Raw genomic sequence first — 19,679 nt, forward strand, 5'->3', positions numbered from 1 at the left:
GCCACCACGCGCGCGTGGTGGCGGCCGCCCCTCGTCCCGCTCCGGCTCAGACCTCGCCGCGCCAGGCGCCCGTCTCCGACCCACGGGCCTCCATGAACCGCTTGAACCGCTGCAGATCACCGGAGACCTGCCGCTTGACGAACCCCAGCTTGTCGCCCACCGTCTCGGCCACACCGCTGGGGTCGAAGTCCATCTGGAGCATGACCTTGGTCGTGTCGTCCTGGATGCGGTGGAAGGTCACCACACCGGCCTGTTTGGCCTCGCCGCTCACGGTCGTCCAGGCGACGCGCTCGTCGGGCACCTGCTCGGTGATCTCCGCGTCGAACTCCCGTTCCTGGCCGCCGACCTTCGTCACCCAGTGCGTCAGGGTGTCGGTGCGCTGCTCGATGCGCTCGACGCCGTCCATGAACTCGGGGAACGTCTCGAACTGCGTCCACTGGTTGTACGCGGTGTGCACCGGGACGCGGACCTCGATGGATTCCTCTACCTGGGACAAGGCGGTTACCTCCCTTTCTCGTACGGAGAGCCACGGCCGGGTACCAGATCTCGCGCCGGTCACTCCTGGTCCTCACGACTTGTAGGGTCGGACGACGTGGCCACCTTGCTGATCGTCCATCACACGCCCTCGCCGAACTGCCAGGCGCTGTTCGAAGCCGTCGTCTCCGGCGCGACGGACCCCGAGATCGTGGGCGTGCGGGTCGTCCGTGTGCCGGCGCTGTCCGCCACCGCCTCCGACGTCCTCGCCGCCGACGGCTACCTCCTCGGGACCCCCGCGAACCTCGGCTACATGTCGGGCGCCCTGAAGCACTTCTTCGACCAGGTCTACTACCCGTGCCTGGACGCGACCCGCGGCCGGCCCTTCGGCTACTGGGTGCACGGCGGGAACGACGTCACCGGAGCGGTGCGGGGCATCGAGTCGATCACGAAGGGCCTCGACTGGCGCCGCACCGCCGAGGCCGTCACCGTGACCGGCGAGCCGGACAAGAACGACGTCGAGCGGTGCTGGGAACTGGGCGCGACGGTAGCCGCCGGACTCATGGACTGAGCGGCCCGCTCAGGTCTCCTCCAGGCGGCGCCGGTCCTCCTCGTCCCACGCCCGGGTGTCCCGGGGCTGGGTGTACGGTTCCGCCTCGGGCGGATGACCGCCGGCGATGGCCCGCTGCCGCATCGTCTCCGCGTCGAACTCCAGGCCCAGCAGGATCGCCAGGTTCGTGATCCACAGCCACACCAGGAAGACGATGACACCGGCCATGGTGCCGTAGGTCTTGTTGTACGAGGCGAAGTTGGCCACGTAGACGGCGAAGCCCGCGGACGCCACCATCCAGATCAGCAGGGCCAGCAGACTGCCGGGCGTGATCCAGCGGAACCCCTTCACCTTGGCGTTCGGAGCCGCCCAGTACAGGATCGCGATCATGAGCACGACGAGCAGGACCAGGACGGGCCACTTGGCGAACGACCACACCGTCAGCGCGGTGTCGCCGAGGCCCAGCAGGTCTCCGGCCTGCCGGGCCAGCCCGCCCGTGAACACCACGATCAGCGCGCTGAACACGGCCAGCACCAGCAGTACCACCGTCACACCCACCCGCACCGGCAGCAGCTTCCACACCGGCCGTCCCTCGGGGATGTCGTAGACGGCGTTGGCGGAGCGGATGAAGGCTCCGACATAGCCGGAGGCCGACCACACCGCGAGGACGAGACCGACGACGGCCATCAGGGAGCCGATACCGGCGTTGCCCTGCAACTGCTCGACGGCCCGGGTGATGATGTCGCGGGCCGAGCCGGGAGCGAGCTGCTGGAGGTTGTCGAGCACCTTGTCCGTGGTCGACCTGCCGGTGAGGCCGAGAATCGACACCAGCACCAGCAGCGCAGGGAAGAGCGCCAGCACTCCGTAGTACGTCAGCGCCGCCGCCCGGTCGGTCAGCTCGTCGTCCTTGAACTCCCTCAGGCTCCCCTTCAGCACCGCACCCCACGACTTCCGGGGCAAGTCGCTCGGCGTGTCCGGCGCGGCACGCTCCACCTCGGGGCCCGGACCGGGCTCGTCCGGCGCCGGGGCCGGGACCGGACCAGAGGATGGAGCTCGCCCCGGGTCGGTGTCCTCAGGCGGGGCCTCGGTCGCGTGGTGTTCTTTTCGTCCCGGAATATGCAGCTTCACCATGGGAACCGGGTAACCCCGGCCGATGCCCTTAAGCCGAGCAAAGCATGCCGGTGTGCGGGTTGAGGGAGCGCTTTCGCGCCGGGCACGATGCCGTCATGACCACCTCCCCGTTCGTCCGCCCCTACCGCCCCCAGGACCGTCCGGCCCTCGACGACATCTGCGTCCGCACCGCGCACAACGGCCAGGACAGCCGCCCGCACTACACGGACCCGGGCGTCTTCCCGGCCGCCTTCGCGACGCCCTACGCCCATCTGGAGCCGGAACTGGTCTTCGTACTGGACGACGGGCAGGGCCACGCGGTCGGCTACATCCTCGGCACGGCCGACACCGAACGCTTCGCGGAGGCTTTCCGCACCACTTGGCTGCCCCTGGTCGCCGACCGCTACCCGGAGCCACTCGCACCGCCGGGCACCCCGGACGAAGTCATCGCCCATCTGTTGCACCACCCCGAGCGGATGGTGGTCCCCGAACTGGCCGCGTATCCCGCGCACCTGCACATCGACCTGCTGCCGGAGTGGCAGGGGAGCGGCCATGGACGCCGTCTGCTGCGGGCGTTCCTCCAAGCGCTCCAGGACCGTGGAGTGCCGGCGGTCCACCTGGCCATGGCCACCGCCAACACCCGGGCCGCGGCCTTCTACGACCGGATGGGCTTCCACCGGCTCGACGTCCCCGAGCCGGGAGCGGCCACCTATCTCGGACGCACCACTAAGGAACTCGACCGGCTCTGACGGCTCCCCGTCGAACGTCGAACGCATCGAACGCGCCAGGAGGCACGGAAGTGGCGCAATCGGCCGGTTGCCGACCGGGGGCATCGGGCGCAGCCTGTGCACTGCGGGAGCGCTCCCACGAGAGCTCCCGCACTCCCCACGAAGCACCGACAACCCCCACATCCGAAAGAGGAGATCATGGATTGTCATGGTCATGATAAGCCACGGGGCAAGGTCCGGTCCCGTCTGACGCTCGCCCTGAGTGTGCTGATCGCCGCCCTGCTGAGCCTGATCCCGTGGAGCGGCACGGCCGTCGCCCACGGCTCGGTCGTCGACCCGGCCTCCCGCAACTACGGCTGCTGGCTGCGCTGGGGCAGCGATTTCCAGAACCCCGAGATGGCCCGGCTGGACCCCATGTGCTGGCAGGCGTGGCAGGACAACCCCAACGCCATGTGGAACTGGAACGGCCTGTACCGCAACGGCTCCGCCGGCAACTTCCCGGCCGCGGTCCCCGACGGGCAGCTGTGCAGCGGCGGACGCACCGAGGGCGGCCGGTACAACTCCCTCGACACGGTGGGCGCCTGGAAGACGACCGACATCTCCGGCAACTTCACCGTGAAGCTGTACGACCAGGCCAGTCACGGCGCCGACTACTTCCTGGTGTACGTCACACGGCAGGGCTTCGACCCCACCACCCAGCCGTTGACCTGGAACGACCTCCGGCTCGTCGCACGCACCGGCAAGTACGCGCCCAGCCAGAACTACCAGATCCCGGTGAGCACTTCGGGGCTGAGCGGCCGGCACGTCGTCTACACGATCTGGCAGGCCTCGCACATGGACCAGACCTACTTCCTGTGCAGTGACGTGAACTTCCGCTGACCTGCGGCTCCCGCCGGGCGGTGTGGTCCGGCGGGGCTCGCGTCCTGTGTGCTTCCTGAGAGTTTCCGAAGAATCCTCGAAAGACTTGAACGCTCCGGCGCTCCCGTACGTATGGGGCGAGGGGATTTTCATGCCCCGCACGCCACGAAACGCAGGAGAGCACCCTTGGGACGCAATACGCGAAGACGCCCAACAGGCCCACGGCGCGCGACCTTCGCCGCAGTCGCGCTGATCCTGGGCGGAGGCGGTCTGATGGCGGCGAGCGTCTACGCCTCGGCCACGGACGGCGGTTCGGGCACCGATCCTGCCCGGACGCGGTCCGACACGGGGGTTCGGACCGAGGGCACCACGATCGACTGCCCCGACGTCGGCAGCCGGCTGACCTCGGTGCCCGAACCGGCCAGGGCGGAGGTCGACAAGGAACTCGCCCTCCTGGACGAGCAGATCGCCAAGGCCTACCAGCGGCTGAGCGAGTCGGCGCAACAGACGCAGCAGGACCCGGGCTTCGCCGACAGCGCCGTCATGAACCCGCTGAAGGAGAAGAGGACCGCGACCCTCGAGCGCATCGCGATCGCCATCGACCGCGTCGGGGACCGCCCCGAAGGGCTCGACGCCCTCGCCGCCTGCGCCGTACGCGACTCCGGCAACCAGGCCCCCGCGCAGGGCGAAGGCCAGGGAGGAGACGGCGACCGGCAGCCCGGCCAGGAGCCGGCCGACGGCGCACAGGGCGGACAGGGCGCCGGGCAGGGCCAGGGCAACAACGGCGGCCAGGCCGGAAACGGACCCGTCGCCACCGACTTCGCACCCATCACCAGCGTCCAGCCGGGTGGCGGCAGCCCCAGCCAGGGGAAGCAGGCCTCCCGCGGCACCTTCGCCACCGACTGCGGCGTGAACGAGAACGGCCTGTTCAACTCCGACAACATCATCGCCGCCCCGGGTGTCACCAACGGCGCCCACCACTTCCACGACTACGTCGGCAACCAGGCCAACAACGCCTTCGCCAGTGACCAGGACCTCGCGAACGCCGAGACCAGCTGTGCCGACGACGGCGACAAGTCCTCCTACTACTGGCCCGTCCTGCGCCTCCAGAACGGCAGCAAGGAGCAGGACGCCGAGAAGCCCGGCGGCGGCATCGAGGGCAACGCCGGCGAGATCGTCACGCCCAAGCAGGTCACGCTGAACTTCGTGGGGAACCCGCGCGGCAAGGTCACCGCGATGCCGCGGCTGCTGCGCATCATCACCGGCGACGCCAAGTCGTTCGTCAACGGTCCCGCCAACGCCAACGCCTCCTGGAGCTGCACCGGTTTCGAGGACCGGCAGCTGAAGGACAAGTACCCGCTCTGCCCGCAGGGCAGCGACGTGGTGCGTACCTTCAAGTTCCAGAGCTGCTGGGACGGGCGCAACATCGACAGCGCCAACCACCGTACCCACATGGCCTTCGCCGACGCCGCCGGCAACTGCCCGTCCGGCTTCCGGCCCGTCCCGCAGCTGGTCCAGCGCATCGTCTACGACGTCGACGCGCCGAGCCTGGAGGACGGCGGCCGTACGACACCGCTGTTCGCGGTGGACTCCTTCCCGGAGCAGCTGCACAAGCCGGTCACGGACCACGGCGACTTCATCAACGTGTTCGACGAGGGCCTGATGCGGGAGATGGTCGACTGCATCAACGACGGCCGCACGTGCGGCGCCGGAGCGGAAGCCGAGCCGGGCGAAGAGCCCGGGGCCGGTGAGGAGCCCGGAGCCGAGCCGACGAAGACGCCGGAAGCCCCGCAGGAGCAGCCGACGAAGACTCCGGAGGCCCCCCAGGAGCAGCCGACGAAGACTCCCGAGGCACCGCAGCAGCAGCCCACGCGCACGCCGGACACCGCGCAGGGCAAAAACCCCGGTGGAAAGCCCACGGACGCGGGCGACGGCGCCGAGGACGGCAAGGGAGGCGGCGTTTCCAAGCCGTCTGCGACGGACAAGCCGGCCCCCGAAGCGGACCAGGGCGGCAAGGCCCCGGGTACCGGCGCCCCCGAGGTACGGGCGACGACCGCGGCCGGGACCGCGAACGCCGCAGAACAGGGTGGTTCGAAGGACGACACGGGCGAGGACACGGACGGTCTCGGCCAGTCCCAGGCGGTCGGCACCGCGACCAGCTCCGCCCCGACCCCGTCGGTCCCGCCCCGGACCGAGCCCCAGGCGGTGGGCGGCGGCCTCGCCGAGACCGGCGCCCAGCTCTGGCCGGCCGCGGCAGGAGCCGTGCTGGTCATCGCGGGCTTCGTGGTCCTCCGCCGCGTCAGGCGCGGCTGACACCGCGTCACCGGTACACCAGGGAACGGCGGCGGGACCCCGACGGGTCCCGCCGCCGCTTTTGTCGTGGCCGGTTTCCGGGGGTTGAGGATCGAGCGAACAGCCGTTTCACTGGTCATGATCACGTCCAGGAAGGAAGATCTTGCCCATCGAGCAACTGCAGATCACCACCCCGGACGGCGAGGCCGACGCGCTCGCCGTCTTCCCCGACCGGGCCGAGCGGCACCCGGGAGTGCTGCTGTACACCGACGCCTTCGGCGTGCGGCCCGAACTGGAGGCGAGGGCCCGCGAACTGGCGGAGCACGGGTACTACGTGCTCGTCCCCAACATCTACTACCGGCAGGGCCCGGCACCCGTGACCGAACTTCCCCAGCACATCGGGGAGGACATCAGGCCCGCGGTCATCGCCCGGCTGATGCCCTTGATCGAGGCGCACACCTCCGAACGCGTACTGCGCGATGCCGACGCCTACCTCGAGTTCCTCACCACCCGGCCCGAGGTCCGCCCGGGACCGGTCGGCGTGATCGGCTACTGCATCGGCGCCGCACTGGCGATGCGCACCGCGACGGCTCACCCCGACCGGGTGGCCGCCATGGCCGGATTCCACCCCGGCTTCCTGGTCACCGACGCGCCCGACAGCCCGCACCGCCTCGTCCCCGAGCTCACCGCCGAAGTCCACATAGGCCTCGCCGAGGGCGACATGACGCCCGAGGCTCTCGGCGAGCTCGACCGTGCCCTCGACGCCGCAGGTGTCGGCCACACCACCGAGATCTACCCCGGCACCAGACACGGCTTCACCATGTCGGACACCGACGCCTTCGACCCGTCCGGGCTGCGGCGTCACTGGGACCGCCTGCTCCCGCTGCTCGAGCGGGCCCTGGTCCGGAGCTCAGGTCTCCGGCCCGAAACCCTTCGGCGACCGCCGAACCGCCCACCCTCTAGCGTGACCCCATGAACATCACCAAGGACGCGACACGCGGCGCTGCCGCCGGGGGAGGGGCGGCATGACGCCGGGGGAGATGGCGGCCGTGTTCGGAGCGGGTGCGGGCGCGGGCGCCGTCAACGCCGTCGTCGGGTCGGGAACACTGATCACCTTCCCGGTGCTGCTCGCCACCGGCCTGCCGCCGGTGACCGCCACGGTGTCCAACGGGCTCGGGCTGGTCCCGGGCTCCATCAGCGCGATCATCGGGTACCGCGAGGAACTGAAGGGGCAGCGGCGACGCGTCCTGCTGCTCGGCATCGGTGCCGCGCTGGGCGGCCTCACGGGGGCGGTCCTGCTGCTGACCCTGCCGACGTCGGCCTTCGAGCGGATCGTCCCGGCCCTGGTGGGCATCGCCCTCGTGCTGGTCGCCTGCCAGCCCCTGATCGCCGGACGAGTGCGCCGCCGTCGCAGTGAAGGCGGTTCCGGCCACCGCGACGGCGGCCCGCTGCTGTTCAGCGGGCTGACACTCGCCAGTGTCTACGGCGGCTACTTCTCCGCGGCGCAGGGCATCATCTACGTCTCGCTCATGGGCATGCTGCTCGACGACACGCTCCAGCGGCTCAATGCCGTCAAGAACGTCCTGGCCGCCGTGGTGAACACCGTCGCCGCCGTGCTCTTCCTCTTCTTCGCCGACTTCGACTGGACAGCCGTCGTGCTCATCGCCGCCGGATCCGCCCTCGGCGGTCTCGTCGGAGCCAGAACGGGCCGCCGCTTCAGCCCGGCCGTCCTGCGGACCCTGATCGTCTCGGTCGGCACCGTCGCCCTGGTCCACCTCGTGCTGCACTGACACCCACGTCACGGGCTACGCCCGTCCCCCTTCGGCGTCGATGTGGGGCAGCACCCGGTCCAGCCACCGCGGCGTCCACCAGGCGTGCCGCCCCAGCAGCGTCATCACGGCCGGCACCATGAGCAGTCGTACGACGGTGGCGTCGATCAGCACGCTGACGGCCAGCCCCAGCCCGAGCATCTTGACCACGATGTTGTCGCTGATGAGGAACGCGGCGAACACACTCACCATGATCAGCGCGGCGCAGGTGATGACCCGGGCCGTGATCTCCAGGGCGTGCGCGACGGACCCCTTGGCGTCCCCGGTGCGGAGCCAGGCCTCGTGGACGCGAGACAGCAGGAAGATCTCGTAGTCCATGCTGAGGCCGAAGACGATGGCGAACATCATCATCGGCACATAGCTCTCGATGGGCACCTTGCCGTGGACGCCGAGCGCGGGCCCGCCCCAGCCCCACTGGAAGACCGCGACGACCACCCCGTACGAGGCGGCGATCGACAGCACGTTGAGAACGGCCGCCTTGAGGGCGACGAGCAGCCCCCGGAACACGGCGAGGATGATCAGGAACGCCAGGCCCACCACGACGGCGATGATCACGGGCAGCTGGGAGGCGACGATGTTCCGGAAGTCGACCTGTGTCGCCGTCGTACCGGTGACGTACCCCTTGGCGTCCGTGCCCTGGACCGCGTCCGGCAGCGTGTCGTCGACGAGACGGTTGGTCAGATCCGTGGTCGCGGAGTTCTGCGGGGACTTGGTCGAGTAGACCGTGCCGATCAGGACGTCCCCGTCCTGCGTGGGCATCAGGGGAGTGACGACGGCGGCTCCTTCGACCTTGTCGAGCGTCTGCTGGGCCTTCGACGCCAGAGCGGAGCGCTGCGACTGCGGTACGTCCGTCTGGTCGATGACGACCGTGAGCGGGCCGTTCGAGCCCGGCCCGAAGGCGTCGCTCATCAGGTCGTACGCCCGCCGGTCGGTGAAGGAGGTCGGGTCGGCGCCGTCACCGATGTGGCCGAGCTGGATGGAGAACAACGGGATCGCCAGGATCACGACCACGGCGACACCGCCGGACAGGAACCACAACGGCCTGCGCTCCACCCGCTGCGCGTAGCGGTGCCAGGTGCCCTGCTGCGTCTCACCCCCCTCGGCGTCGCTCTCGGCGATGGGGCGGCGCACCTGGTAGCGGTCGATGTGCCGGCCGATGAGGCCGAGCAGGGCCGGCACCAGGGTGAGCGCGCCGGCGACGGCCGAGACGACGGTGACGGCGGCGGCGAGACCGAGCAGGGAGATGAAGGAGACGCCGGACGCGGACAGGCCCGCCAGCGCGATGATCACCGTACAGCCGGAGACGAGGACGGCATGGCCGCTGGTGCTCGCGGCCTGACCGGCGGCACGCACCGGGTCCATGCCGTCGATGAGGTTCTGCCGATGCCGCGTGAGCATGAACAGCGCGTAGTCGATTCCCACACCGAGGCCGATCATCGTGGCCAGGGTCGGTGAGACCGTCGCGAAGGTGAAGGCCGCCGCCAGCAGGCCGAGGATGGCGAGACCGCCGACGACACTGATCAGCGCGCTCAGGAGCGGGACGACGGCGGCGATCACGCTGCCGAACCCGACCAGCAGCACGATGACGGCCACGCCGAAACCGATCAGCTCGCTCACCCGGTCGTCGGCGGACGGCCGGGCGAGCTCGCCGAGTGGTCCGCCGTACTCGACCTCGGCCCCGGCCGACCGCAACGGCTGTACGGCGGTGTCGACCCCGTTGAGGTAGTCGCTGCCGAGCGTCGAGGGCTGCTCGTTGAAACGGACGGTGATGTAGGCCGTCTTCTTGTCGTCCGACAGCGGCCCCACGTTCTGCTGACCGCTCGGCGTGCTCGGGGCGGACAGCGGGTTCTGGGCGGACAGGACGTGCGGGAGCTTCTCCAGGTCGGCGACCGTGGCGGACATCTGGGAGCTCAGCGCGGTCAGCGGCTGCCGGTCGTCGTGCAGCACGATCTGGCTGCTGTAGCCGCCGGCTTGTGGATCGTGCTCCTTCAGCACGTCCAGGCCCTTCTGGGCCTGCGCCTGGGGCAGGCTGAAGTTGTCCGAGTACGCTCCACCGAACTCACGGCTGACGACCTGCAGAGCCACCAGCGCCACGAGCCAGGCGAGGATGACGATCACGAAGTGGTGAGCACACCACTCGCCCAGCCGTCGCAGCACGCCCGCACGCGCGGCGTCCTCGGTCCCCCCACCGGTGCGGGTGTGCGGCATGGACGTGGCCTCCCGTGTCGGCCGAGACGTTCGATGCCGTCCATTAGATGCGCGCCGGATCGCTCCGGCATGTCGGACGCGGCGTCGCCACGCCCCTCCGGGCGGCCGTTCCCCCGAAAGGCGGTCGCCGGAGAGCACGGCTGTCAGTCCGGGTCACCGACACCTGCCGCCGCCCGGCCCCGTTCGTCGTCCCGTCCGGGTGAGCGGCGTGCGCGGGCCGCTCGCGGTTCGTCCTCTTCGCGCCCCGCCCGCGACAGCGCCCCCGACCCGAGAGCGACGCCGAGGCCGACCAGCGCGCTGCCCGCCGCCTGGGCGAGGCCGTAGGAGCCGGTGCCGACGAGCGGGGCGGTGCAGGCCGCCGCGACCGGGATGAGGCCGGAGAACAGCGTGGCGCGTTCGGCACCGATCCGCTGCATGCCCATGTACCAGCACACGAAGCCGACCACGGTGACCACCCCCGCCTGCCACAGCAACGCGGCGGCCTCGACACCGTCCGGTCGCCGCAGCCACCCGGCGCCGTCGGCCGCCACCGCGACCAGCGCCGACTCCAGCGCGGCGACCGCGCACACCGTGGCGGACAGCAACCGGGGCCCGAGGGGGCGCAGGACGGGTACGGCGAGCACGGCGAACCCGACCTCCCCCGCGAGGGCGCACACGGAGAAGGCGATGCCGGCGCCGTCCGTACGCCCCCATCCCTGGACGGTGAAGGCGCCGACGGCCACGAGCAACGCCCCGTACAGAACCGCCCGTCGGGGCCTGCGCCCGTCCAGGAGGGGTACGAGCACGGCGACGGCCACCGGCGCGCAGCCCACGAACACGCCGGGGACAGCGGGTTCCGCCGTGCGCTCCGCGGCGATGACGGCCAGATTGAAACCCACCATGCCGACCGCGGCGAGCAGGGCGAGACGGAGCCACTGACGGGGCGTCAGCGCCCTCAGCCGGCCGGTCGCGCCCTTCCCGGCCCACGGGACCAGCAGCAGACAGGCCGTCCCGTAGCGCAGGAACTGGCCGCCCGCGTACGGGTAGTGGCCCAGGACGCTGTTGGCCGTGAAGGACCCTCCGACGAGGACACAGGCGAACGCGGCGAGCAGGGCTCCCCGCGTGGCGGTGGCGTTCATGCCGGCGACGTTAGGCAGTGGAGCGGTCCGGTTGGAGGGCCACTTACGCGGCGCTTTGACGGACCAATCGGTTCGCCGGAGCAGGACGAGGTGCCCCTGCTCCGGCGAACCAGTGGGGTTTCAGCCGATGTGGTAGCTGTCGCCGTAGACCTTCCAGTCCAGCGGCGGGTCGAGGTCGAGGTTCCGTTTGCGGAGGAAGACCCGCTGGGCCGTGTCGACCCGGCTCGTGTCCTCGTGCTCCGGCTCCTGTTTCATGGCCCACACCCGCGCGTCGAGGAAGGCGTTGAGGTAGGCCACCTCGTCACCGCCCTGGGCCGGTGGCTTCGCCGTGCGCAGGGCACGCTTGCGTATGTTGCGGAAGCTCAGCCGGTCGCCGCCGTCGCCGTGCATCACGATGGCGTCGTAGTACGCGAACTGGCCGAGCACCCGCAGCCCGTCCGCCTTCCCCTGACGCACCGCCGGATCGAAGTAGACCCGGTCGCGCTCGTCGTCCTGCGCCCGCCGGAACACGTCGTCCCGCGCCGCCCTGCGCCAGTCGCCGGGGAAGCCGGGGTCGAGCCCGTCGTGCGAGTCGGAACCGTCGACCTCGCGCAGCGCCGGCAGGTATCTCGCGAGGACGTTGCCGGGTTTGCGGCCGGTGTAGAGCTCGACGAGGTCGAGCATGTCGCCGGTGCCGGAGCAGAACCCGATGATGCCGGCGGTGTAGCCCCGGCCGTCCCCGATGTCCTCGATGTACGGGTACTGCGCCTTCCAGTCGAGCGAGGAGTTCTCCGCGCTCGACACGAGCCGCATGGCGATCTCCTTCTTTGCCGGGTCGTCGAGCCCGACGGCCCGGACGGAGGCCGTGGCGTGCGACGGCTTCAGCAGCGGGGCGGTCACGAGGGCGGCTCCGAACAACGCCAGGACGGTGCGGCGCGCTGCCGGGGTTGAGGGGTGTCTCACGGTGCCTCCGAACAGGGTGGGGGGTGGAAGGGCGGGCCGTGCAGAACTGATAGGAAGGTTTACTATCACTCAGGGGGTGTGAAGGAAAGAGCTGAGGGCGAAGTTCGTGGGGTCGAAGGGCGGAGCCGAGGTCAAGGCTGGGCGAGGCCACGGGAACCATGGACGCGCCTCGTGCGTCAACTCTTTGCCCAGGGAGGCAGATCGGCCGGGAAACCAGCTGGAGAGGGGAATCGCCGTGGACGACGCGACTTCGCAGCAGGGGAGCGAGGCGGAGGCCGCCGTACGCCGGGCCCGTTTCGGGGCACTGCCGGAGCCGGTGCGTGTGGAGGACATGGTCGAGGAGCGGCCGGCCGGCACGCCCGACCCGGCCCGCACCGCGTACAACCAGGACGAATGGCTGGTGCGCTACTGCTTGTGAGGCGACCGGCCCCCCGTCGGCCGGGTGACGAGCCCCCGGGCTATGACCCGCTCTTCGCGCCCAGGCCGCGCAGCCACCGCACGACGTCCTCGGCGTCCTGGGCGCGGGCGATGTCGAGCGGGGTCCTGTCGTCGTAGCCGCACCAGTCGATGTCTGCGCCGTGCCGATGCAGGTACTGCGCGGTGGCCAGATGACCGCCGTGGCAGGCACCCCAGAAGGCGCTGGTGATCTCGTCCGGCGACGGCCGCCCGTCGGCCTCCACATACGCCCGGACCCGGTCGAGCAGGCCGAGCGTGGCGGCGTCCTGGAGGGTGGTGCGGGCACCGTGCTCCACGAGCCGGTGCGCGGCCCGCCACTGGCCGAACGCGCGGGCGTCGGCGAGCGGGGTGCCGCCGGCGATCACCGCCCCGGGGGCCTCGATGTCGGCCCCGGCGGCGAGGAGGGCGTCCAGTGCGGCCACGTCGTTGTTGCTCGCGGCCCAGTGCAGCGGCGTCTCCGCGTGCGCGCCGTCGAAGCGTGCGTCGGGATCGGCCCCGGCGGCGACCAGCGCGGCGATCACCTCGGGCCCGTGCGGGAAGTGACCGGGCCAGTCGGTCGCGATGTGCAGCAGGCTTCGCGTGCCCCTGCAGTTCTCCTCCTGCTCCACGATACGAGCGGTGGCCAGTCCGGGATGCTCGGAGAGCAGGCGCCGGAGCCCGGGGAGATCGCCGTGCCGGATGGCTTCGGTGACGGCGACGGCCAGGGGGTCCCGCGATGTCAGCGTCTGCAAGATCGGCCTCCCGGTCTCCGTCTCGGACCTCCGATTCTGCCAGCAGGTCGTGCCGCTTCCCCCGCGGTTTCCGGGCACAGAGGCGCACCGACGACATGCCCCCGCGACCCGCTGGGCGTAGCGTCCGGGTTAGAGCGGGAGGCGAGCATGACCGGAGGCAACGAGCCGCCCAGGGGCGCCGGGTCGCTGGACGACGCCCTGGGGGCGGCCCTGGCCGACACCGTGCGCGGTTCCGGCGCCTCCATCGGCGGCCTGTACCTGATCGAGGAGACGGAGCCCGTGCTGCGCCTGGTGGCGCTGTGCGGCCTGCCGGTGGCCTTCAGCGCCCCGTGGCAGCGTCTGCCCCTCACCGCGCCCGTCCCGGTCACCGACGCCATCCACGACGACACACTGGTGTCCATCGGCAGCCAGGACGAGATGGCCCGCCGCTACCCGCGGGCCGCCGCCACCCTGCCCTATCCGTTCGCCCTGGCCGCGGTCCCGCTGACCGGCGTCCGGCGCCGCTGGGGCGGCATCGTGCTGATGTGGCCCGCGGCGCGTCCACGAGAGGTCACACCCCGCGAACGCGGCCACCTCGTCGCCAGCGCCCGCCGCATGGCACGCCTGCTGGACGAGGCCCCCCGGCCGCCCACCCTGCCCGACCAGCCACGCATCGTCCCCGTCGAGGCGGCGCATCACCCCGTGCAGACCGGCCTGGCCGCCGCCGACTACCTCGAACGCCTCCCCGAAGGCGCCCTGGCCCTGGACCTGGAGGGCCGCATCACCTTCGTCACCTCCACCGCGGCCCGCCTCATGGGACGCCATGCCGACCGGCTGCTCGGCACACGGCCCTGGCAGTCCCTGTCCTGGCTGGACGACCCCGTGTTCGAAGACCACTACCGCACGGCGGTCCTCAGCCGGGCGCCCGTGTCCTTCACCGCGCTCCGCCCACCGGACCACTGGCTGACCTTCCAGCTCCACCCCGACACCAGCGGCATCAGCGTCCGCGTCCTCCCGACACGCGAACGGACCGAGAACCCGCCGCCCACCGCCCCCGCACGCGGCGCCGTGGCGGCACCGACAGGACGCCTCTACCAACTCGTGCACCTGGCCGCCGCCCTCACCGAAACGGTGACCGTGCACGACCTCGTGGCACTGCTCACCCACCAGATCCTGCCCGCCTTCCGGGCCCAGGGCATGGTGCTCTCCGCCGCCGACGCCGGCCGGCTGAAGATCACCGGCCATTACGGCTACCCGGCCGACGTCATGGAACGACTCGACGCCCTGTCCCTGGACACCGACCTCACCCCCGCCGGCCAGGTCCTGGCCAGCGGCACTCCCGCCTTCTTCGCCGACCCGGCCGAGCTGGCCGCCACCTACCCCCGGGCACCCCGGATCAGCGGCAAACAGGCCTGGGCGTTCCTCCCACTGATCATCTCGGGCCGGCCGGTCGGCTGCTGCATTCTGACCTACGACCACCCGCACACCTTCACCGCCGACGAACGCGCCGTCCTGACCTCGCTGTCCGGCCTGATCGCCCAGGCCCTCGACCGTGCCCGGCTCTACGACGCCCAGCACCGTCTCGTCCACGAACTCCAGCGCGCCCTGCTGCCCCGGGCTCTGCCCCGGCTCCCCGGCCTCCAGGTCGCCGCCCGCTACCTGCCCGCCGGCCATGGGCTCGAGGTCGGCGGCGACTTCTTCGACCTCCTGCGCCTCGGCCGCACGACCGCGGCCGCCGTCATCGGCGACGTGGAGGGACACAGCATCGCCGCCGCCGCGCTGATGGGCCAGGTCCGCACCGCCATCCACGCCCACGCCACCGCGGGCGCCGCACCCGACCAGGTTCTCGCCCGCACCAACCGGCTGCTGGGCGACCTCGACTCCGAACTGCTCGTCTCCTGCCTCTACGTCCATCTCGACCTGGCCCGCCGGGAGGCGGCCTTCGCCAGCGCCGGACACGTGCCACCGCTGCTGCGCAACGCCGGCCGCCCCGCCGGCGTCCTCGACGTCGAGCCGGGTCCGCTGCTGGGCATCGACACCGCCGTCCACTACCCGGTCACCAGCGCGCCCCTGCTCCCCGGCACCACCCTCGCCCTCTACACCGACGGGCTGGTCGAGCTCCCCGGCACCGACGCCACCCGGACCACGTCCGACCTCGCCGGGCACCTGGACACCGGCGACGGCCACGACCTGGAACGGCTCATCGACCGGCTCGTCCGGCACACGGCACCCACCGGACGGCACACGGACGACATCGCCGTACTCCTCCTGCGGGCCGACGGCACCGCGTGAGTCAGGCCTTCTCGGGGTGGTCGGAGCGCACGTGCCGGGCCACGTCGCGCAGCTTGATGTTGTGGTGCTGGGAGATGCGCCGCAGCACGTCGAAGGCCTCGTCCTCGCCCAGCCGGTGACGTTCCATGAGGATCCCCATGGCCTCGCCGACGGCGTGCCGGGTCTCCAGGGCGTGCTCGAGCTGATCGACGGTACGGGCGGTGGCCAGCGCGACGGCGGCGTGGGACGCGAGCAGCCAGCCCGCGGCCTCGATGTCCTTGCCGAAGGCCCCGGGACGGCGCGAGTAGAGGTTCAGCGCGCCGAAGTCCTCGTCGGCGGTGTAGAGCAGCACGCCGGTCATGCTGCCGATCCCGAGATCCCGGGCCGCCTGCGAGAACCGTGGCCAGGACGGCTGGGGCTCGGTCATGTCGGCGATGCGGAACAGCCGCTCACCGTCCACCCGGCGCGCCGCGTCGAAACACGGCCCCTCTCCCAGCTCGCCCTGCATCCGGTCGGACTCCTCGACCATGTCGCCGCACACCGACAGCGTCACGGCACGGCCCTTGGACACCGTCAGGACTCCCGCCGCGTCACAGCCCTCGACCAGCTTCACCGCCGAGGCCGCGATCTCGTCCAGCGTCGCCTGCACGGAATCCTGCGCCAGCAGGTCCCGGGCGAGCACCGCCATCTGCTCGGCGTACCGCTGCCAGTCCAACGTCATCACCGCCTCGCTCGCCCGTCCCGACCACCGTACCCCCCGGTTCCGCCGTCCTCGTCGACCGCCCGCGGCCGCTGTGACCACCCCTCAGCGATAGGCCGTCAGCAACAGCGCCACATCATCCGGCCGCTCCCTCGCCCGCCGCGCGGTCCGCACCAGATGGTCGGCGAGATGGTCCACCGAGTCCGCCGGGGTCTCGGCCAGACGGCGGCGGACATCCTCGATGCCCGTCTCGATGTCACTGCCGGGCTGCTCCACGAGCCCGTCGGTGTACAGGGCGAGCACGCTGCCGGGATCCAGGGTGAGCGCGGTGACGGGGTACACCGCGTCGGGCTGCACTCCCAGCATGACACCGCCCGCGAGGTCCAGCGTCTCGGCGTGCCCGTCGGGACGGCGCAGCAGCGGCGGGGGGTGCCCGGCCCGCACGGCGAGGGCACGCCCCGTCCGCGGGTCGAGTTCGATGTAGCAGCAGGTGGCGAAGGCGTCCGCGTCCAGCTCGGCCAGCAGCCGGTTGGTGTGCGTGATGACCTCCTGCGGCGGGCTCTCGCTCGCGGCGAAGGCGTGCACGGCACTGCGCAACTGTCCCATCACCGCGGCGGCGCCGACACTGTGGCCCTCGACGTCCCCGATCACCAGAGCCACTCCACGTCCCGTGGTGATCACGTCGTACCAGTCGCCGCCGATGGCCATCCCCCGCGTGCCCGGCAGATAGCGGCCGGTGGTGCGCAGCCCTTCGACGGCGGGCAGCCGGTGCGGCAGCAGCCCCTCCTGGAGGCCGCGGGCGACGGCGGACTCCGAGTCGTAGAGCCGCGCCCGCTCCAAGGCCTGTGCGGCCAGCCCGCTCAGCGCGGTGAGGGCGGAGCGCTCGTCGGGAGTGAAGCGGTGCGGGACGTCCCAGCCCAGGATGCACGAGCCGACGGGATGACCGGAGGCGATCAGCGGCAGGAACGACCAGGCGCTCATGCGGTCCATGGCGATGCCCGGGTAGGCGATCGAGAGGTCCTCGGGCGACTCGAAGAAGAGGGGCAGCCGCGTGGTCAGCGCGTGGACGCCGGGCAGCTGCGTGTCGAGAGTGACACCCTCGAACTGGGTGAGGAACCCCTCCGGGTAGCCCGACTCCCACAGCAGGAACATCCGGCCCTCGCGGACCGTGTACAGGGCCAGCTCCGTCGCCCCGAACGCCGGCAGCAGCTGCTCGGACACCGCACGGCACACGTCCCGTACGGTGACCGCCTCGGTCAGCACGCTCGCCATCTGCACCACGTGGTAGAGCGCCCCGGCCCGGGCCGTGGCGACCGGCTTGGGCGGCCGCGCCGGGGCCGTGCCACCCGGTCCCGGCCCGCCCGTTTCGGCTCCGTAGGGCGCGACGGTCGGATGGACCCTCCCGGTCAGTCCGTGCACGTCCGGGTAGAGCACGAAGCTCAGCCAGTTCCCGGCGGGATGCCGCACCAGGAAGGACACCTGCTCCTGCGACAGCATCGCCGCCCGGTAGCGGTCCTCGTACGCGGGGTCCCGCAGCCAGGTGATCACTTCCCACGGATAGCGGCCCAGCAGCTCCTCCCGGCCGGAGCCCAGCAGTTCCTCGCAGCGGCGGTTGGCGTACGTCAGGCGGCCGTCCTGGTCCAGGGAGAACAGCCCGTCGGGCAGCCGCTCGGCGGCCTCGGCCGCGGTGAGTCCGCCGACGGCGTCGACGAGCGCCCCCACCAGGACCCGCGCGGACCCGGCTCCGCCCTCGGCGAGATGGCCCCACAGCTCGACGGGCCGGTAGCTGCTCTCCCGGCCGTCGGCGGACTCGTCCCGCACCCGGAAGCGCCGGGATCTGACCCGCCCCCGGGTGACCGCGTCGTGCCGGGCGGCCCGCAGCTCGTGCAGGTCGTCGGGGCTGAGGCGGGCCTCGATGTCCGCCATCCCGCCGCCGAAGTCCACGCGGTCGATGCCGAGGAGAGCGAGGGCCTCGTCGTCCGGTGCGCAGCGGTCGCTGTCCAGGTCCCAGTCGATGAGCCCGACCCGGACGGGGTCGAAGGAGGGTGTGGGCAGCCGCACGCTGACCGGTTCGTCGTCGTACTCGATCCGGTACGCGGCCCTCCCCGCGCCGGACCGGCCGGCGGCGAGGCGGCCGAGGCGCGCCTCCATGTCCCCTTCGGCCGGGCGCAGTGCGAGATCGACGGCCTCCGCCTCCATCGGCGTCCGGGCGGCCGAGCGCAGCACGACCAGGACGCCCACCGCCTCACCACCGGACCGGACGGGCTGGTGCGCGGAGCCGAAGGAGTACGGCAGCCCGGCGGTGAAGTGCGGGAAGCGCACCATGGTGGCGCGCTCGTCCGGCAGCCACAGGGTCTCGTCGCGCCGGTAGGCCTCCGCCATGGGCAGGGCACCGCTGATCGGCACCCGCCACCAGGCCCGCAGCAGCGACCGGGGCACTCCGGTCACCATCGCGAGGACGAGCGAACGGAGATCGCGGGAACGCAGGTACACCAGTCCGCCGTAGCCTCCCAGATCCCGGACGGCTTCGATCAGCGGCGCTGACAGGGCGTCCTCGAACCGGCCGGTGTCCCCGGTCCGGAACCGGCCCTCGCCACCGCGCCGGCTCCGGCCACCGGGTGGCCGCGGCCCGTCCGGTACGGCGGTTGCCTCATCCATCTCGCGTCCTCCCGGTACGGACGCACCGGACTCCATCGCTCTCCACCAGGATGTGCCATGCGAGGCGGTCCGGCGCGGCCAGCGCAACCTTTCGGTCCCGCCGACCGTCTCACCCCATACCAGCAACATACGAGCCTCGGGGGCGGTAATGGTACGAATCAGCAGAGCATGCGCGACTCTCGCGCTCGTGGGCGCCACGGTGGGCGTGGCGGCGGTCCCCGCGGGTGCCGCACCGGCCGCCGCCCGGTCCGCGACGGCCACCGCATGCCCGACCGGCTGGGGGAGCGTCGCCAAGACCGACACCGGGGCCACGCTCACACCGGTGCGGGACATCCGGACCGGCCGCCACGACTGCTTCGACCGGATGGTCATCGATCTGCCGGGCGCGGGCGGCGATGTCGGTTACTCGGTCCGCTACGTCGACCAGCTCCACCAGGACGGTTCGGGCCGGCACATCCCCGTGGCCGGTGGAGCCGTCCTCGAGGTGCGGGTGGCGGCGCCCGCCTACGACCCGGAGACCGGGGCCGCCACGTACCCCGCACGGGCGGGGAGGCCGCTGCCGGGCGTGGACCTCGCCGGCTACCGGACGTTCCGGGACACCCGCTTCGCCGGCAGCTTCGAGGGCGAGACCCAGATCGGGCTCGGTGTCCGTGCCCGGCTGCCCTTCCGGGTCCTGCAGCTGGACGGCCGCGTCATCGTGGACGTCGCCCACAGCTGGACCGCCACCGGCTGACCGCGGTTGCGCCCGGTTCTCCGGAGCCGGGCGCCCCGCCGG

17 protein-coding genes are annotated in these 19,679 nt (G+C 71.7%); 9 read left to right on the plus strand and 8 right to left on the minus strand.

The features are described from left to right. Positions 1-46: 46 nt before the first annotated feature. Positions 47-496: an SRPBCC family protein gene (locus ABZ016_RS36780; RefSeq protein WP_356921083.1), complete on the minus strand. Its 450-nt coding sequence runs from the start codon at positions 494-496 to the stop codon at positions 47-49. A gap of 96 nt (positions 497-592) precedes the next feature. Between ABZ016_RS36780 and ABZ016_RS36785 the strand changes: the two genes are divergently transcribed. Next, on the plus strand, positions 593-1,045 hold the full coding sequence (locus tag ABZ016_RS36785; protein WP_356921084.1) for a flavodoxin family protein: 453 nt from the start codon (positions 593-595) through the stop codon (positions 1,043-1,045). 9 nt (positions 1,046-1,054) lie between these two features. Here the strand turns inward: ABZ016_RS36785 and ABZ016_RS36790 are convergent, their stop codons facing one another. Next, positions 1,055-2,155, minus strand: a complete 1,101-nt coding sequence (locus ABZ016_RS36790) for a YihY/virulence factor BrkB family protein (RefSeq protein WP_356921085.1) — start codon at positions 2,153-2,155, stop codon at positions 1,055-1,057. A gap of 95 nt (positions 2,156-2,250) precedes the next feature. Here ABZ016_RS36790 and ABZ016_RS36795 point away from each other — a divergent pair, with 95 nt between their 5' ends. The 5 genes from ABZ016_RS36795 to ABZ016_RS36815 all read left to right on the plus strand — a co-directional run bounded on the left by ABZ016_RS36795 (position 2,251) and on the right by ABZ016_RS36815 (position 7,802). Next, positions 2,251-2,883 carry a GNAT family N-acetyltransferase gene (locus ABZ016_RS36795; RefSeq protein WP_356921086.1) on the plus strand — a complete coding sequence of 211 codons (633 nt, stop codon included), beginning with the start codon at positions 2,251-2,253 and terminating at the stop codon, positions 2,881-2,883. Between the two features lie 177 nt (positions 2,884-3,060). Continuing rightward, complete coding sequence (locus ABZ016_RS36800) at positions 3,061-3,741, plus strand: lytic polysaccharide monooxygenase auxiliary activity family 9 protein (RefSeq protein ID WP_356921087.1); 681 nt, start codon at positions 3,061-3,063, stop codon at positions 3,739-3,741. Positions 3,742-3,993: 252 nt separating this feature from the next. Continuing rightward, complete coding sequence (locus tag ABZ016_RS36805; RefSeq protein WP_356921088.1) at positions 3,994-6,033, plus strand: DUF1996 domain-containing protein; 2,040 nt, start codon at positions 3,994-3,996, stop codon at positions 6,031-6,033. Between the two features lie 142 nt (positions 6,034-6,175). Beyond that, a complete protein-coding gene (locus ABZ016_RS36810; protein ID WP_356921089.1) occupies positions 6,176-6,988 on the plus strand; it encodes a dienelactone hydrolase family protein in 813 nt (270 codons plus the stop codon). A gap of 49 nt (positions 6,989-7,037) precedes the next feature. Continuing rightward, positions 7,038-7,802: a sulfite exporter TauE/SafE family protein gene (locus ABZ016_RS36815; protein ID WP_356921090.1), complete on the plus strand. Its 765-nt coding sequence runs from the start codon at positions 7,038-7,040 to the stop codon at positions 7,800-7,802. A gap of 15 nt (positions 7,803-7,817) precedes the next feature. Here ABZ016_RS36815 and ABZ016_RS36820 read toward each other — a convergent pair whose 3' ends face one another. The 3 genes from ABZ016_RS36820 to ABZ016_RS36830 form a co-directional block, all read right to left on the minus strand. After that, the gene (locus ABZ016_RS36820) at positions 7,818-10,049 is read right to left on the minus strand and encodes an MMPL family transporter (protein WP_356921091.1); all 2,232 of its coding nucleotides are present in this window, start codon (positions 10,047-10,049) and stop codon (positions 7,818-7,820) included. A gap of 143 nt (positions 10,050-10,192) precedes the next feature. Then, positions 10,193-11,167 carry a DMT family transporter gene (locus tag ABZ016_RS36825; protein WP_356921092.1) on the minus strand — a complete coding sequence of 325 codons (975 nt, stop codon included), beginning with the start codon at positions 11,165-11,167 and terminating at the stop codon, positions 10,193-10,195. Positions 11,168-11,287: 120 nt separating this feature from the next. After that, entirely contained in the window at positions 11,288-12,109 is an 822-nt protein-coding gene (locus ABZ016_RS36830) for a chitosanase (RefSeq protein WP_356921093.1), read from the minus strand. A gap of 235 nt (positions 12,110-12,344) precedes the next feature. On the opposite strand from ABZ016_RS36830, the gene ABZ016_RS36835 reads away from it, so the two are divergent. Then, complete coding sequence (locus tag ABZ016_RS36835) at positions 12,345-12,527, plus strand: hypothetical protein (protein WP_356921094.1); 183 nt, start codon at positions 12,345-12,347, stop codon at positions 12,525-12,527. Between the two features lie 40 nt (positions 12,528-12,567). On the opposite strand, the gene ABZ016_RS36840 is transcribed toward ABZ016_RS36835, so the two are convergent. After that, on the minus strand, positions 12,568-13,296 hold the full coding sequence (locus ABZ016_RS36840) for an ankyrin repeat domain-containing protein (protein WP_356921095.1): 729 nt from the start codon (positions 13,294-13,296) through the stop codon (positions 12,568-12,570). Between the two features lie 147 nt (positions 13,297-13,443). Between ABZ016_RS36840 and ABZ016_RS36845 the strand changes: the two genes are divergently transcribed. Then, positions 13,444-15,567, plus strand: a complete 2,124-nt coding sequence (locus tag ABZ016_RS36845; protein ID WP_356921096.1) for a SpoIIE family protein phosphatase — start codon at positions 13,444-13,446, stop codon at positions 15,565-15,567. A 1-nt stretch (position 15,568) separates the two neighbouring features. Here the strand turns inward: ABZ016_RS36845 and ABZ016_RS36850 are convergent, their stop codons facing one another. Both ABZ016_RS36850 and ABZ016_RS36855 read right to left on the minus strand, forming a co-directional pair. Beyond that, the gene (locus ABZ016_RS36850; protein ID WP_356921097.1) at positions 15,569-16,267 is read right to left on the minus strand and encodes a GAF and ANTAR domain-containing protein; all 699 of its coding nucleotides are present in this window, start codon (positions 16,265-16,267) and stop codon (positions 15,569-15,571) included. 84 nt (positions 16,268-16,351) lie between these two features. Next, a complete protein-coding gene (locus tag ABZ016_RS36855) occupies positions 16,352-18,904 on the minus strand; it encodes a SpoIIE family protein phosphatase (RefSeq protein WP_356921098.1) in 2,553 nt (850 codons plus the stop codon). A gap of 148 nt (positions 18,905-19,052) precedes the next feature. Here ABZ016_RS36855 and ABZ016_RS36860 point away from each other — a divergent pair, with 148 nt between their 5' ends. Continuing rightward, positions 19,053-19,637, plus strand: coding sequence for a hypothetical protein (locus ABZ016_RS36860; RefSeq protein ID WP_356921099.1), 585 nt, complete (start codon positions 19,053-19,055; stop codon positions 19,635-19,637). Positions 19,638-19,679 lie beyond the last annotated feature (42 nt).

It is taken from the genome of Streptomyces sp. NPDC006372 (genome assembly GCF_040612515.1).
Taxonomy (GTDB): domain Bacteria; phylum Actinomycetota; class Actinomycetes; order Streptomycetales; family Streptomycetaceae; genus Streptomyces.